This is a genomic window from Pedomonas sp. (assembly GCF_036515995.1).
Classification (GTDB): domain Bacteria; phylum Pseudomonadota; class Alphaproteobacteria; order Sphingomonadales; family Sphingomonadaceae; genus Pedomonas.
In genome coordinates, this window is the sequence record NZ_DATBUP010000074.1 from 1 (window position 1) to 15,672 (window position 15,672).

A 15,672-nucleotide genomic window follows, 5' to 3' on the forward strand; every position below is an offset into this window, starting at 1 on the left:
AGGTGCCGGCCGGCGCCGCCAACCCGAGCCCGCCGATCGGTCCGGCTCTGGGTCAGCGCGGTGTGAACATCATGGAATTCTGCAAGGCGTTCAACGCCAAGACGCAGGAACTGGAAAAGGGCACCCCGATCCCGGTGATCATCACCGTGTACGGCGACCGCTCCTTCTCCTTCGTGATGAAGACGCCGCCGGCAGACTACCTGCTGGCAAAGGCTGCCAAGATCACCAAGGGTGCCGCCACCCCGGGCAAGGGCTTCGTGGGCAAGGTAACCCGTGAGGACGTGCGCAAGGTCGCCGAGACCAAGCTGCCGGATCTCAACACGACCGATATCGAGGCTGCGATGCGGTCCATCGAAGGCACGGCCCGTTCCATGGGCCTTCAGGTTGTGGAGGGCTAAACCATGGCTAAGCTGTCCAAGCGCATGCAGAAGCTCGCCCCGACGGTCGATCGTCAGAAGCTTTACACCATCGATGAGGCCATCGGTCTGGTGAAGCAGAACGCCGTCTCCAAGTTCGACGAGACGATCGAAGTCGCGATCAACCTGAACGTCGACCCGCGTCACGCCGACCAGATGGTCCGCGGCGTCACCACCCTGCCGAAGGGCACGGGCAAGACCGTTCGCGTTGCCGTGTTCGCCAAGGAAGCCAAGGCTGAAGAAGCTCTGGCCGCTGGTGCAGACGTTGTTGGCGCCGACGACCTGATCGATCAGGTTTCCAAGGGCAACATCAACTTCGATCGCTGCATCGCCACCCCGGACATGATGGGTCTGATTGGCCGCGTCGCCAAGATCCTCGGTCCGAAGGGCATGATGCCGAACCCGAAGCTGGGCACCGTGACCCCGAACGTTGCTGACGCCGTCAAGGCTGCCAAGGGCGGTCAGGTCGAGTTCCGCGTCGAGAAGGCTGGTATCATCCACGCCCGCCTCGGCAAGGCCTCGTTCACGGCTGAAGACCTGCGCGCGAACTTCGACGCTTTCGTCGACGCCATCGTCAAGGCGAAGCCGTCGGGCGCAAAGGGCAAGTACCTCACCAAGATCGCTCTGAGCTCCACCATGGGCCCGGGCGTGAAGGTGGACGTTGCCAACGTCAACGGCGCCATCTAAGTCTGGCGCTGCAGGAATTCCCTGCCCGGACCTGTGCCGGGCAGGGTATCGCCGTCCGCATTTGACAACGGAGCAATCCCGAGGCAGTGCAGGCGGCATCCGTCCGAGACTGCAGGCGCGCCGAACGGACTTCGGTCCCGAAGGCGCTTAATCGGCAAAGCCTACACAGACGGGGAAACGAGACTTTATGGTTCTCGCGGTGCGATCGCGGAGCCAACCGCAAGGGACAGCCACCAGGCCGAACTGACGCGGGTGTCGGGATGACCCCACGGACGGGCTTAGAGATCCGGTATCAATCGGGTCTCGGCTCAACCGGCCGGAAAGCGCAAGCAGACCGGCCATGAAGGAGTAAGAGCATGGACAGAGTCCAGAAAAAGGAGATGGTCTCCGCGCTCAATGCTACCTTCTCTGAGACGTCAGTGGTCGTGGTCACCCGGAATCTCGGTCTGACCGTCGCCCAGGTGAACGATCTCCGGAGAAAGATGCAGGCTGCCGGTGCCACCTTCAAAGTGGCGAAGAACCGGCTCGCTCGCATTGCCGCCGAGGGCACCCCGTACTCGTCGATCAGCCCGCTGCTGACCGGCCCGACGGCCCTGTCGACCTCCATCGATCCCGTGGCTGCTGCCAAGGTGGTCGTGGACTTCGCAAAGACCACCGACAAGATCGAAATTGTCGGCGGTGCGATGGGTTCGACCGTCCTCGACGTCAATGGCGTGAAAGCGCTGGCCTCCCTGCCGTCGCTCGACGAACTGCGCGGTACGCTCGTGGGTCTTATCAATGCCCCGGCTACCAAGATCGCGCGCGTCGTTGGCGCACCGGCTACCAAGGTGGCTCGCGTTGTCTCGGCTTATGCCGAGAAAGAAGCCGCTTAACCTTAAAAGACTTGATTTGGACGCATTGACGCGTCCCATTGGAGAATTGAAATGGCTGACCTTGCGAAACTGGTTGATGATCTGTCTGCCCTGACCGTCCTGGAAGCTGCTGAGCTGGCCAAGATGCTCGAAGAGAAGTGGGGCGTTTCGGCAGCTGCTGCTGTCGCCGTTGCTGCTGCTCCGGGCGCTGCTGCTGCTCCGGCTGCTGAAGAGAAGACCGAGTTCGACGTCGTTCTCGTGTCCGACGGCGGCAAGAAGATCAACGTGATTAAGGAAGTCCGCGCCATCACCGGCCTGGGCCTGACCGAAGCCAAGGCTCTGGTCGAAGGCGCTCCGAAGGCCGTGAAGGAAGGCGCAACGAAGGACGAAGCTGAGAAGATCAAGAAGCAGCTTGAAGAAGCCGGCGCTACCGTCGAGCTGAAGTAAGCCGCTTCGGCTGAAGCGGTTTCGCTTCGGCCTCAGCGTCAAAGGGGTGCGCCGCTCCAGGCCCGGAGCGACGCACCCCGACGGCGTTTTCGGTAGTTAGTATGCGTTAAAGGGCCCAGCCGGTGCAACGCCGGTACCTTCGCCGCAAGCCGGCAATTGATCTGAACGAACGAGGACGAACATACCCATGGCCACCCAGGCGACGTCGTTCACGGGACGCAAGCGCATCCGCAAGACCTTCGGCCGTATCCGCGAAGTCGTGGAGATGCCGAATCTTATCGAAGTGCAGCGTGAGAGCTACGAGCAGTTTTTGCGCTCGTTGCCCAACTACGTGTCCGGTCTGGAAAAGACGCTGCGGTCGGTCTTCCCGATCCGCGACTTTGCCGGTACCGCCGAGCTGGATTTCGTTCGCTACGAGCTTGAAGACCCGAAGTACGACGTTGACGAGTGCCGTCAGCGTGGCATGACCTATGCTGCGCCGATGCGTGTGACCCTGCGTCTGATCGTTTTTGAAGTGGATCAGGACACCGGTGCCCGTTCCGTGCTCGATATCAAGGAGCAGGACGTGTACATGGGCGACATGCCGCTCATGACCGAGAACGGCACCTTTATCATCAACGGCACCGAGCGCGTCATCGTCTCCCAGATGCACCGTTCGCCGGGCGTGTTCTTCGACCACGACAAGGGCAAGACCCACTCGTCGGGCAAGTACCTGTTCGCCGCCCGCGTGATTCCGTACCGCGGCTCGTGGCTGGACTTCGAGTTCGACGCCAAGGACATCGTCAACGTCCGCATCGACCGCAAGCGCAAGCTGCCGGTCACGACGCTGCTGTATGCGCTGGGCCTGCACTCGGAAGAGATCCTGAATCAGTTCTACAACCGGGTGACCTGGAAGCGTTCCACCGAAGGCTGGAGCGTTCCCTACGTTGCTGAGCAGTGGCGCGGTCAGAAGCCGACCTACGACGTGGTTGATTCCGCCACCGGCGAGGTTGTGTTCCCGGCCAACCAGAAGATCACGCCGCGCGCTGCCCGCAAGGCTGCCAACGACGGCCTGACCGAGCTGCTGATCCCGACCGACGAGATCTTCGGCAAATACGCCGCCTATGACATGATCAACGAGAAGACCGGCGAGATTTACATCGAGGCCGGCGACGAGGTGAGCAAGGACAACCTTGCCAAGCTCGACGCTGCCGGTTTCGACCGTCTCGACGTGCTGGACATCGATCACGTCAACATCGGCCCGTGGCTGCGCAACACCCTGATGGCGGACAAGGTCGAGGAGCGTGACCACGCTCTGGCCGAAATCTACCGCGTGATGCGCCCTGGCGAGCCGCCGACCCGCGAGACCGCAGAAGGCCTGTTCCACGGGCTGTTCTTCGATCCGGAGCGTTACGACCTGTCGGCTGTCGGCCGCGTGAAGATGAACATGCGTCTGGAGCTGGAATGCCCGGATGACGTGACCGTCCTGCGCAAGGAAGACATTCTTTCGGTCATCAAGACCCTGATCGACCTGAAGGACGGCAAGGGCGAAATCGACGACATCGACAACCTCGGCAACCGCCGCGTGCGTTCGGTGGGCGAGCTGCTGGAGAACCAGTACCGCGTCGGCCTGCTGCGCATGGAGCGCGCCGTGAAGGAGCGCATGTCGTCGGTGGACATCGACACCGTGATGCCGAACGATCTCATCAACGCCAAGCCGGCTGTGGCCGCTGTGCGTGAGTTCTTCGGTTCGTCGCAGCTGTCGCAGTTCATGGACCAGACCAACCCGCTGTCCGAAGTGACGCACAAGCGCCGCGTTTCGGCACTTGGGCCGGGCGGTCTGACCCGTGAGCGCGCCGGTTTCGAAGTGCGCGACGTTCACCCGACCCACTACGGCCGTATCTGCCCGATTGAGACCCCGGAAGGTCCGAACATCGGTCTGATCAACTCGCTGGCCACCTACAGCCGCGTCAACAAGTACGGTTTCATCGAGACGCCGTACCGCAAGGTGATCGACGGTAAGGTGACCGATGAGGTCGTGTACCTGTCGGCCATGGAAGAGCAACGTCATACCATCGCTCAGGCAAACTCCCTGACCGATGAGAATGGCGGTCTGGCGGAAGAGCTGGTCTCGGCTCGTGAAGCGGGCGAATTCCTCGTCGCGCCGCGCGAGCAGATCACCCTCATGGACGTCAGCCCCAAGCAGCTGGTGTCGGTCGCAGCGTCGCTCATTCCGTTCCTGGAAAACGACGACGCGAACCGCGCGCTGATGGGCTCGAACATGCAGCGTCAGGCCGTGCCGCTCGTCCGCGCCGAGGCGCCGTTCGTCGGCACCGGCATGGAAGCAACGGTGGCCCGTGACTCGGGTGCTGCCATCGCAGCCCGCCGCGGCGGCATCATCGACCAGGTGGACGCCACCCGTATCGTGATCCGCGCCACGGAAGACGTGGAGCCGGGCCGGTCGGCAGTGGACATCTACACCCTGCTGAAGTTCCAGCGTTCGAACCAGAACACCTGCATCAACCAGCGTCCGCTGGTGAAGGTGGGCGACGTGGTGGCCAAGGGCGACATCATCGCCGACGGTCCGTCCACCGAGCTGGGCGAACTCGCGCTGGGCCGTAACGTCCTCGTCGCATTCATGCCGTGGAACGGCTACAACTACGAGGACTCCATCCTCATCTCCGAGCGGATCGTGAAGGAAGACATCTTCACCTCGATCCACATCGAAGAGTTCGAGGTGATGGCTCGCGATACCAAGCTTGGGCCGGAAGACATCACCCGCGACATCCCGAACGTCGGTGAAGAAGCGCTGCGCAACCTCGACGAGGCTGGCATCGTGTACATCGGCGCCGAGGTGCACCCGGGCGATATCCTCGTCGGCAAGATCACGCCGAAGGGCGAAAGCCCGATGACGCCGGAAGAAAAGCTTCTGCGCGCCATCTTCGGCGAGAAGGCTTCTGACGTGCGCGACACGTCCCTGCGCCTGCCGCCGGGCGTTGCCGGTACGGTCGTCGAGGTCCGCGTCTTCAACCGTCATGGCGTCGAGAAGGACGAGCGTGCCATGGCCATCGAGCGCGAGGAAATCGAGCGCCTGGCCAAGGACCGCGAGGACGAGCGCGCCATTCTGGACCGTTCCACCTACGTCCGCCTGAAGGACGTCCTGGTCGGTCAGGCTGCCGCATCGGGTCCGAAGGGCTTCAAGAAGGGTTCGGAGATCACCGAAGAGGTGCTGGCCGAGACGCCGCGCCACGAATGGTGGAAGTTCGCTATTGCGAATGACGAACTGCAGACCCATATCGAAGCTCTGAAGGACCAGTGGGAAGAGGCTCGCAAGGGTCTCGAGAAGCGGTTCGAGGAGAAGGTCGAGAAGCTGCAGCGCGGTGACGAACTGCCGCCGGGCGTGCTGAAGATGGTCAAGGTCTTCGTCGCGGTGAAGCGCAAGCTGCAGCCGGGCGACAAGATGGCAGGCCGTCACGGTAACAAGGGTGTTATTTCCCGCATCCTGCCGATCGAAGACATGCCGTTCCTCGAGGACGGTACGCACGTGGACATCGTGCTGAACCCGCTGGGCGTGCCGTCGCGCATGAACGTGGGTCAGATCTTCGAGACGCACCTGGGCTGGGCCGCTCGCGGTCTCGGCGTCCAGATCAAGGACATGCTGGACTCCTTCTACCAGAACGGTCGTCAGGATACCGCGGCGATCCGCGAGCGCCTGAAGGCCATCTACGGCTGGCAGTATGACGAAGTGTCCAACATGGCGGACGAGCAGGTGGTGGAACTGGCTTCCAACCTGACCTCGGGCGTGCCGATGGCAACGCCGGTGTTCGACGGCGCGACGCCGAAGGACGTGTCCGACATGCTGGAGATGGCGGGTCTGCATGGCTCGGGTCAGGTCGATCTGCACGACGGCCGGACCGGCGAGCGCTTCGACCGCAAGGTGACCGTGGGCTACATCTACATGCTGAAGCTCCACCACTTGGTCGACGACAAGATCCACGCCCGCTCGATCGGCCCGTACAGCCTTGTGACCCAGCAGCCGCTGGGTGGTAAGGCCCAGTTCGGTGGCCAGCGCTTCGGTGAAATGGAAGTGTGGGCCCTGCAGGCTTACGGCGCGGCCTACGCCCTGCAGGAAATGCTGACGGTGAAGTCGGACGACGTGGTGGGCCGTACCAAGGTGTACGAAGCTATCGTCAAGGGCGACGATACCTTCGAAGCCGGTATCCCCGAGTCGTTCAACGTGCTGGTCAAGGAAATGCGTTCGCTTGGCCTCAACGTCGAGCTTCAGACGGCGGACGAGGAGTAAGAAACGGCGGGAGCCGCCTGTTAGCCGCCCGGAAGGGCAGCCCGAAGAGGGCTTTGGCGACAGGCGGCCGTCCGTGGTGTGGCGGCTCTCGCTACGGACAGCTTAGCATCGAGCCTTCGGTTCAGAGGACCTACGCATGAACCAGGAACTGGTGAATTTCTTCAATCCGGCCCAGAAGCCGGAGACGTTTGACAGCATCAAGATCTCGATCGCATCGCCGGAGCGGATCAAGAGCTGGTCGTTCGGCGAGATCAAGAAGCCGGAGACCATCAACTACCGGACCTTCAAGCCGGAGCGCGACGGCCTGTTCTGCGCCCGCATCTTCGGTCCGATCAAGGATTACGAGTGCTTGTGCGGCAAGTACAAGCGCATGAAGTACAAGGGCATCACCTGCGAGAAGTGTGGCGTTGAAGTCACCGTCTCCAAGGTGCGCCGCGAGCGCATGGCTCACATCGAGCTGGCTGCTCCGGTTGCTCACATCTGGTTCCTGAAGTCGCTGCCGAGCCGCATCGGCCTGCTGCTCGACATGCCGCTGAAGGACCTGGAGCGGGTTCTGTACTTCGAGAACTTCGTGGTCATTGAGCCGGGCCTCACCCCGCTCAAGAAGTACCAGCTGCTGACCGAAGACCAGATCTTCGAAGCCCAGGAAGAGCACGGCGAAGACGCCTTCACCGCCGGCATCGGCGCTGAAGCCATTCGTGAACTGCTGATCAGCCTCGACCTCGAGGCCGAGCGCGTGCGCCTGCGCGAGGAGCTGGAGCAGACCAAGTCGGAACTGAAGCCGAAGAAGATCATCAAGCGGCTGAACGTCATCGACAGCTTCATCGATTCCGGCAACCGCCCGGAGTGGATGATCCTGACCGTCGTTCCGGTCATTCCGCCCGAGCTGCGTCCGCTGGTTCCGCTGGATGGCGGCCGCTTCGCGACGTCGGACCTGAACGATCTGTATCGCCGCGTCATCAACCGTAACAACCGTCTGAAGCGTCTGATCGAGCTGCGTGCGCCGGACATCATCGTCCGCAACGAAAAGCGTATGCTTCAGGAAGCTGTGGACGCTCTGTTTGACAACGGTCGCCGTGGCCGCACCATCACCGGTGCGAACAAGCGTCCGCTGAAGTCCCTCAGCGACATGCTGAAGGGTAAGCAGGGCCGTTTCCGTCAGAACCTGCTCGGCAAGCGCGTGGACTATTCGGGCCGCTCGGTCATCGTGACCGGTCCGGAACTGAAGCTCCACCAGTGCGGCCTGCCGAAGAAGATGGCGCTGGAGCTGTTCAAGCCGTTCATCTACTCGCGCCTTGATGCCAAGGGTCTGTCCATGACCCTGAAGCAGGCCAAGAAGTGGGTGGAGAAGGAGCGCAAGGAAGTCTGGGACATCCTGGACGAGGTCATCCGCGAACACCCGGTCATGCTGAACCGTGCGCCGACCCTGCACCGTCTCGGCATTCAGGCGTTCGAGCCGGTGCTGATCGAGGGCAAGGCGATCCAGCTGCACCCGCTGGTCTGCGCTGCGTTCAACGCTGACTTCGACGGCGACCAGATGGCCGTGCACGTCCCGCTGAGCCTTGAGGCCCAGCTGGAAGCGCGCGTCCTCATGATGTCGACCAACAACATCCTGTCTCCGGCGAACGGCAAGCCGATCATCGTTCCGTCGCAGGACATGGTGCTGGGCATCTATTACCTGTCGATGGAGCGTAAGGGCGTCGAAGGCGAGGGCATGGTCCTGGCCGACCTGAAGGAAGTGCACGCTGCTCTGGCTGCCAAGGCCGTGACGCTGCACTCCAAAATCGTCACCCGCGTTCCGCAGACGGACGAGGCCGGCAACACCTACCTGAAGCGTGTGGAGACCACTCCGGGCCGCATGCTCATCGGTGAGACCCTGCCGAAGTCGCACAAGGTGCCGTTCGAGATCATCAACCGCCTTCTGACCAAGAAGGAACTGGGCGATGTGATCGACACCGTGTACCGCCACTGCGGCCAGAAGGAGACGGTGCTGTTCGCCGACGCCATCATGGCGCTGGGCTTCCGCCACGCGTGCATGGCCGGCATTTCCTTCGGCATGGATGACATGGTCATTCCGGCCGAGAAGGAAAAGCTGGTGAACGAGACCAAGGCGCTCGTGAAGGAATACGAGCAGCAGTACCAGGACGGTCTCATCACGCAGGGCGAGAAGTACAACAAGGTCGTCGACGCCTGGGCCCAGTGCGGTGACAAGGTGGCAGACGCGATGATGAAGCGCATCTCCGCCACCCCGGTCGACCCGGAGACGGGCCGCGAGCTGGACATCAACTCGGTCTACATGATGGCTCACTCGGGTGCGCGTGGTTCGCAGGCCCAGATGAAGCAGCTCGCCGGTATGCGCGGCCTCATGGCCAAACCGTCGGGCGAGATCATCGAAACGCCGATCATCTCGAACTTCAAGGAAGGCCTGACCGTTCTCGAGTACTTCAACTCGACCCACGGTGCCCGTAAGGGTCTGGCCGACACCGCGCTCAAGACCGCGAACTCGGGTTATCTCACCCGTCGTCTCGTCGACGTGTCGCAGGACTGCGTCATTGTCGAGGAAGATTGCGGCACCGAGAACGGTCTGGAGATGGCTGCGATCGTCGAGGGCGGTCAGGTCATCGTCAGCCTGGCCGAGCGCGTCCTTGGCCGTACCGCTGCCATTGACGTGCTGGACCCGAAGACCAGCGAAGTCATCGTGCCGGCCGGTACGCTGCTGAACGAGCCGGAAGTCGCCCTGATCGCCAACGCTGGCGTTCAGTCGATGAAGATCCGCTCGGTTCTCACCTGCGAAACCGACCAGGGCGTCTGCGGCGCTTGCTACGGCCGCGATCTGGCGCGTGGTACGCCGGTGAACATCGGTGAAGCTGTCGGCGTCATTGCCGCTCAGTCGATCGGTGAGCCGGGCACGCAGCTGACCATGCGTACGTTCCACATCGGTGGCGCGGCGCAGGTGTCCGAGCAGTCCTCGTTCGAAGCGTCCGTGGACGGCAAGGTGATGTTCCGCAACACCGCAACCGTCGAGGACAGCCGTGGCCGCCTCATCGCCATGGCCCGCAACATGGAACTGGTGCTCATCGATGCGGATGGCCGCGAGCGCGCCTCGCACCGTATCGCCTACGGCGCCCGTCTCCTGAAGCGCGAAGGCGAGCAGGTAAGCAAGGGCGAGCGTCTGGTCGAGTGGGATCCGTACACCCGCCCGATCATCACCGAAAAGGCCGGTGTGATTAAGTTCCAGGACCTGATCGAAGGCGTCTCGCTGTCGGAGAACACCGACGAAGCCACCGGCATCACCAGCAAGGTGGTGGTGGACTGGAAGTCGCAGCCGAAGAGCGGCGACCTGCGTCCGCGCATCACCCTGTTCGATGAGTCCGATGGTTCGGCGGAAGCTGCCCGCTACTTCCTGGCGGTCGACGCGATTCTCTCGGTCAACGACGGTGACAAGGTTGCCGCCGGTGACGTGATCGCCCGTATTCCGCTGGAAGCCGCCAAGACCCGCGACATCACCGGCGGTCTGCCGCGCGTCGCCGAACTGTTCGAGGCTCGCAAGCCGAAGGACCACGGCGTCATTGCACAGGCCACTGGCCGCGTCGAATTCGGCAAGGACTACAAGACCAAGCGCCGCATCATCATCCGTCCGGAAGATGGTTCGGATCCGGTCGAGTACCTGATCCCGAAGGGCAAGCATATCTCGGTGCAGGAAGGCGACTTCATCCACCGCGGTGAGTACCTGCTGGACGGCAACCCGGATCCGCACGACATTCTGGACGTGCTGGGCGTGGAGGCACTGGCTGCCTATCTGTCCAACGAGATCCAGGAAGTCTACCGCTTGCAGGGCGTGAAGATTAACGACAAGCACATCGAGGTGATCGTTCGCCAGATGCTGCAGAAGGTGGAGATCACCAAGTCCGGTGACTCGACCCTGCTGCCGGGCGAGCAGGTCGACCGCGAGGAAATGGACGAGATCAACGCCAAGCTGGTCAAGGAAGGCCGCGATCCTGCAGAAGGCAAGCCGGTGCTGCTCGGCATCACCAAGGCCTCGCTGCAGACCCGTTCGTTCATTTCGGCCGCGTCGTTCCAGGAAACCACCCGCGTGCTCACCGAAGCTTCGGTGCAGGGCAAGGTGGACCGCCTGTCGGGCCTGAAGGAGAACGTTATCGTCGGCCGCCTCATCCCGGCGGGTACCGGCGCAGGCGTGAACCGCATCCGCGTTGCCGCCAATGCGCGCGACGTGGCGCTGCGGGCCGCTCAGGCTGCCAAGACGTTGCCGGCTCCGGAAGAAGCCGCGTCGTAAGACCGGCCTCCGCAAGGAAGGCCTAAGGAACAAGGGCCGTCGGGATCATCCCGGCGGCCTTTTTCTTTGGGTTCCGCTCCGCCTTCACCCGGGGGCGAGAAATTCCTGCAAAACGTCTGTGAAACCGGCTAAACGGGCAGAACCTTCTCGACCTTACTCACAGGTGCCGCCGTGTCCTCCCATCCCGTTGTTGCCGTGCTTGCCTCCGCAGACATGATGCCGGAGGCACAGAACCGCTACATTGCCGCTGCGATCGGCGATGCCCAGATCGACCTGATGCGTGAGGCACTGGCGCAGGTTGGGCGCGATATCCAGATCGTGCAGTGGGATGGGGACGGCATCGACTGGTCGCGCTACGAGGCCGCCATCACCGCCGTGACCTGGGACTATGCGGCGCGGCCGGAGCAGTTCCTTGCCCGCCTTGCCGAGATTGCAGAGCAGACCCGGCTGATCAACAGCCTCGACGTCATCCGCTGGAACCTGAACAAGACCTACCTCAAGGATCTGGCCGAACGCGGAGCGCAGATGGTGCCGACCCGCTGGGTGGACAAGGCAACGCCGGAAGCCGCCGAGGCGGCCTTTGCCGCCTTCGGGACCGATCGGATCGTCATCAAGCCGGTTGTGGGGGCAAGGGCTTGGCGTCAGGTGCTGTTCGCCAAGGGCGAGGCCTGGCCGAGCGAGGCCGATCTGCCGCCGGGCGCCGCCATGGTCCAGCCGTTCCTCTCCACCATCCAGAGCGAGGGCGAGTACAGCTTCCTGTTCTTCAACGGCCAGTTCAGCCATGCGGTGGTGAAGCGGCCGAAAAAGGGCGATTACCGCATCCAGACCAGCTTTGGCGGGTCGGCCGAGCCATACATGCCCTCTGCCGACGATCTGCTCGATGCCCGGGATGTGCTGGAGTCCGTGCCGGAGGAGTTGTTCCATGCGCGCGTGGACATGGTGCGGGCCGAGGACGGCTCCCTGCTGCTGATGGAGCTGGAGCTGATCGAGCCGTACCTGTTCATCGAGGACGCGCCTGATTTCGTCCCGACATTCGCGGCGGGCTACGATGACCTGCTGACCGACGATTCTGAATGGTCGCCCGCCATCGGCGAAGTGGACCTTGACGACGAGTACTGAGTGCGGCTGGGCCCTGCCTGAAGGCTAGGCTCCCACCGGCAGGGCGGTCGTGTTCTTGATCTCGCTGAGGGCGATGGTGGATTTGATTTCCTGTACGCCGGGCAGCTTGGACAGCGTGTCGAAGAAGAACCGCTCGTAGGCTTCAATGTCGGCGGCAACGATGCGCAGGTTGAAGTCCGTCTCGCCCATCATGACGTAGCATTCCAGCACTTCCGGAATCTGGCGGATGGCCGCCGTAAACTCGTCCAGATGCTGGCGGCCATGGGCCGAGAGCTTCACCTGTGCAAAGATCTGGGTGTTGAGGCCCAGCTTCTTGCGGTCGAGCAGCGCGACCTGCGCGCGAATGTAGCCTTCTTCCTTCAGGCGCTGGATGCGCCGCCAGCAGGGCGATTGAGAGAGTCCCACCTTCTCGGCGATCTCGGCCGCCGACAGGCTGGCATCCTGCTGGAGCAGGGTGAGAATCTTCCGGTCTGTGCGGTCAAGGTTGGATTGCATTAATCAGTCTCTCTCAAGCTGGGCGGTGCATAAATCTTCCACAAGATTGCGTCACTGCAGCGAGAAAGAAAAGAAAAACCAGCCGAACCCCAGTATAACATACTCAACAAGGGCAAAAACTGCCCCGGAGATACGGAGTAAAGGTGCGGTCATGGTGATGCAGAGCGATCAGGGTTATGCTTATCAGGTGGTGACGGAACAGGACCCGGGTGCGCTGTCGCGCGTGCTGGAGTTCTTCGCCATGAACAGCCACATTCCCCAGAGCCTTGCCGCCCACCGCATTGACGAGGAAGCCTTGCAGGTCGACGTGACCGTGCCGGACCTCGATTACGCCTCCGCCCGCGTGATTGCCGCCAAGATGAAGCAGATGGTGGTGGTACGGAACGTTCGGCTGTTCCAAGCGGCGCGCAAGTCCCGCGCCAACGCCGCAGGCGGCGTGATGGAGCTAACCGAAGTCCTGATCTGATCGAGTGCGAGCCCCCCGTGTTGCGTTCCTGTAGGCGGTCCAGATATTTCTGGGCCGCCTTTTCAATCCGCCCCTTCAAATCTGTGACAGCCTCACCTATATTCCCTCTGCTGCCTTCGGGCAGCTATGGCGATAAATGGTGTCGTGAAATAGACACAGCGGACCCGGGGGCGGTACCCGGCACCTCCACCACAAGCGCCGCCGCAAGTTTGGCGGCGTTTCTGATGGGGGTGAACTAGGATCGACGTGTGTTCAAAGACGATTGCTTTCGCCCGGCCTGACTGAGCCGTTAAACTGGTCAAATCGACAAATGCCAACGATAACGAGGCATTCGCTCTGGCCGCGTAACCTAACCCGATAGGGTAAGGTTACTTCAACCAAAGCGCGGTCCGTGGTGCACCGGGCAACAGAAGCACTAACGCGGCACGGAGGGCGCCGGGCAACAGAAGTCCCTCCATTTTTTTGCTATTTTCGACCGAAGGTCCTTCGGCAGCTTGACGACGAGGGGACTGTGCCGCACGGTGACATGGTGACGACAGATTCACTCATTCCTTATGAAGACTATGTCCAGGCTGCCCTGCGCAGCGTGGTGGCACGTGTCCTGAAATCCGTGCAGACCGGCGGCCTGCCGGGTCAGCACCATTTCTACATTGCCTTCAAGACCCGGTATCCGGGTGTCGAACTGCCCAAGGCGCTGCTCGAGAAATACCCGGACGAGATCACCATCGTGCTCCAGAACCGCTACTGGGATCTGGAAGTGCATGAGGACCGGTTCGAAGTAAGCCTGTCGTTCAACCAGGTGCCGTCACACATCGTGGTGCCCTATGCGGCACTGGTCGGCTTCGTCGATCCGGCCGTGAACTTCGGCCTTCAGTTCCAGCCGCCCGAGGCGGAGGAAGAGGCGCTGCCGCCGGTGGCCGCCGCCGAGGAGCCCGAGGCCGAGGCTGCTCCCGCTGATCCTGAAGCGCCGGCCGACTCCGGCAGCAACGTCATCACGCTGGATCGCTTCCGCAAGAAGTCCTGACGGTTTCGCTCGTCATGGTGAAAAGCGCGCCGGGTCAGAGGCTTCTGGCCCGGTTTGTCGTTTTAGCCCCTTGAACGGCTGCGGGCCGGGCCTAGCCTTTGGTCAGGATGTATCCTGAGCAGGTGAGGAGCGGACCATGGCAACGCGCACGGAAACCGACAGCTTCGGCCCTATCGACGTCCCCGGTGAACGGTACTGGGGCGCGCAGACCCAACGCTCGATCCAGAACTTTCCCATCGGCAGCGAGCGCATGCCCGCGCCGCTCATTCATGCGCTTGGCTATATCAAGTGGGCCGCGGCCCGGGTGAACGCACGGGCGGGCGATCTGGAAGGGCAGCTGGCGCAGGCCATCGAAACGGCGGCGCGGGAAGTGGCCGAAGGGCGGCACGACGACGAGTTTCCGCTGGTGATCTGGCAGACAGGCTCGGGCACCCAGTCCAACATGAACGCCAACGAGGTGATCGCGGGGCGCGCCAACGAGCTGCTGATGGCTGGCAGGGGCGGCAAGCATCCCGTTCACCCCAATGACCACGTGAACAAGGCGCAAAGCTCCAATGACACCTTTCCCACCGCCATGCATGTGGCTGCCGCCCGCGAGGTGGTGGAGCGCCTGATCCCCGCACTCATGCATCTTCAGGAAGCGCTGGAAGCCAAGGTGGAGGCATGGGCCGACATCATCAAGATCGGCCGCACCCACCTGCAGGATGCAACGCCCGTGACGCTGGGGCAGGAATTCTCCGGCTATGCCCATCAGGTCGACATGGGCATCGAGCGGCTGAGGGCGGCGCTGCCGCGCATCTACGAACTGGCGCAGGGCGGCACGGCGGTTGGAACCGGGCTGAACACCCGCGCGGGCTGGGCGGAGAGCATCGCGCTGGAGTTGCGTGAGCTGACAGGCCTGCCGTTCGTCACTGCCCCCAACAAGTTCGAGGCGCTGGCCACGCATGACGCGATGGTGGAGCTTTCGGGCGCGCTCAACACCATTGCGGTTAGCCTCAACAAGATTGCCAACGACATCCGCCTGCTCGGCAGCGGGCCGCGTTGCGGGCTGGGCGAGCTGATGCTGCCGGAGAACGAGCCGGGTTCCTCCATCATGCCGGGCAAGGTGAACCCGACACAGGCGGAGAGCCTGACGATGGTGGCGGCGCAAGTGATGGGCAACCACACCACCGTGACGGTGGCCGGCGCCCAGGGCCACTTCGAGCTGAACGTGTTCAAGCCGGTGATTGCCTACAACGTGCTGCAATCCATTCGTCTGCTGGCAGACGGGGCGCGCAGCTTCACGGACCGCTGCGTCGTCGGCATCGAGCCGAACATGGAGCGGCTGAATGCCATCATCAATGAAAGCCTGATGCTGGTGACGGCGCTTGCGCCCGAGATCGGCTACGACAACGCCGCCAAGATCGCCAAGCACGCCCACGCCAACGGCACCACACTGCTGCAATCCGGACTGGAGCTTGGGCTGATCACGCAAGAGCGCTTCCATGAAGTGGTGCGGCCGGAGAGGATGCTTGGCCCCTCCGGCGGGTGATGGCTTAACGGCTCTGCAAGGGTCCAGAGCAGACCTTCCCGTTACGCCCGCGATTCTCCT

At 62.6% G+C, this 15,672-nt stretch carries 11 protein-coding genes and 1 other RNA gene; 11 read left to right on the forward strand and 1 reads right to left on the reverse strand.

Annotation, left to right across the window (positions count from 1 at the left end; genetic code table 11):
* Positions 1-2: 2 nt before the first annotated feature.
* The 7 genes from rplK to VIG90_RS05890 all read left to right on the forward strand — a co-directional run bounded on the left by rplK (position 3) and on the right by VIG90_RS05890 (position 12,096).
* Positions 3-398, forward strand: a complete 396-nt coding sequence (rplK, locus tag VIG90_RS05860) for a 50S ribosomal protein L11 (RefSeq protein ID WP_331592538.1) — start codon at positions 3-5, stop codon at positions 396-398.
* A 3-nt stretch (positions 399-401) separates the two neighbouring features.
* Entirely contained in the window at positions 402-1,103 is a 702-nt protein-coding gene (rplA, locus tag VIG90_RS05865; protein WP_331592539.1) for a 50S ribosomal protein L1, read from the forward strand.
* Between the two features lie 356 nt (positions 1,104-1,459).
* The gene (rplJ, locus tag VIG90_RS05870) at positions 1,460-1,975 is read left to right on the forward strand and encodes a 50S ribosomal protein L10 (RefSeq protein ID WP_331592540.1); all 516 of its coding nucleotides are present in this window, start codon (positions 1,460-1,462) and stop codon (positions 1,973-1,975) included.
* Positions 1,976-2,026: 51 nt separating this feature from the next.
* Positions 2,027-2,401, forward strand: a complete 375-nt coding sequence (gene rplL / locus VIG90_RS05875) for a 50S ribosomal protein L7/L12 (RefSeq protein WP_331592541.1) — start codon at positions 2,027-2,029, stop codon at positions 2,399-2,401.
* Between the two features lie 187 nt (positions 2,402-2,588).
* Entirely contained in the window at positions 2,589-6,683 is a 4,095-nt protein-coding gene (gene rpoB / locus VIG90_RS05880) for a DNA-directed RNA polymerase subunit beta (protein ID WP_331592542.1), read from the forward strand.
* A 136-nt stretch (positions 6,684-6,819) separates the two neighbouring features.
* Complete coding sequence (gene rpoC / locus VIG90_RS05885; protein WP_331592543.1) at positions 6,820-10,977, forward strand: DNA-directed RNA polymerase subunit beta'; 4,158 nt, start codon at positions 6,820-6,822, stop codon at positions 10,975-10,977.
* A 171-nt stretch (positions 10,978-11,148) separates the two neighbouring features.
* A complete protein-coding gene (locus VIG90_RS05890; RefSeq protein ID WP_331592544.1) occupies positions 11,149-12,096 on the forward strand; it encodes a hypothetical protein in 948 nt (315 codons plus the stop codon).
* 24 nt (positions 12,097-12,120) lie between these two features.
* On the opposite strand, the gene VIG90_RS05895 is transcribed toward VIG90_RS05890, so the two are convergent.
* On the reverse strand, positions 12,121-12,591 hold the full coding sequence (locus VIG90_RS05895; RefSeq protein ID WP_331592545.1) for an Lrp/AsnC family transcriptional regulator: 471 nt from the start codon (positions 12,589-12,591) through the stop codon (positions 12,121-12,123).
* A 151-nt stretch (positions 12,592-12,742) separates the two neighbouring features.
* Here VIG90_RS05895 and VIG90_RS05900 point away from each other — a divergent pair, with 151 nt between their 5' ends.
* The 4 genes from VIG90_RS05900 to fumC all read left to right on the forward strand — a co-directional run bounded on the left by VIG90_RS05900 (position 12,743) and on the right by fumC (position 15,612).
* Positions 12,743-13,057 carry a hypothetical protein gene (locus VIG90_RS05900; RefSeq protein ID WP_331592546.1) on the forward strand — a complete coding sequence of 105 codons (315 nt, stop codon included), beginning with the start codon at positions 12,743-12,745 and terminating at the stop codon, positions 13,055-13,057.
* Positions 13,058-13,127: 70 nt separating this feature from the next.
* Positions 13,128-13,478: a transfer-messenger RNA gene (ssrA, locus tag VIG90_RS05905) on the forward strand.
* A 105-nt stretch (positions 13,479-13,583) separates the two neighbouring features.
* Entirely contained in the window at positions 13,584-14,081 is a 498-nt protein-coding gene (locus VIG90_RS05910; RefSeq protein WP_331592547.1) for an SspB family protein, read from the forward strand.
* Between the two features lie 136 nt (positions 14,082-14,217).
* Positions 14,218-15,612, forward strand: coding sequence for a class II fumarate hydratase (fumC, locus tag VIG90_RS05915; protein ID WP_331592548.1), 1,395 nt, complete (start codon positions 14,218-14,220; stop codon positions 15,610-15,612).
* The last annotated feature ends 60 nt before the right edge of the window (positions 15,613-15,672 follow it).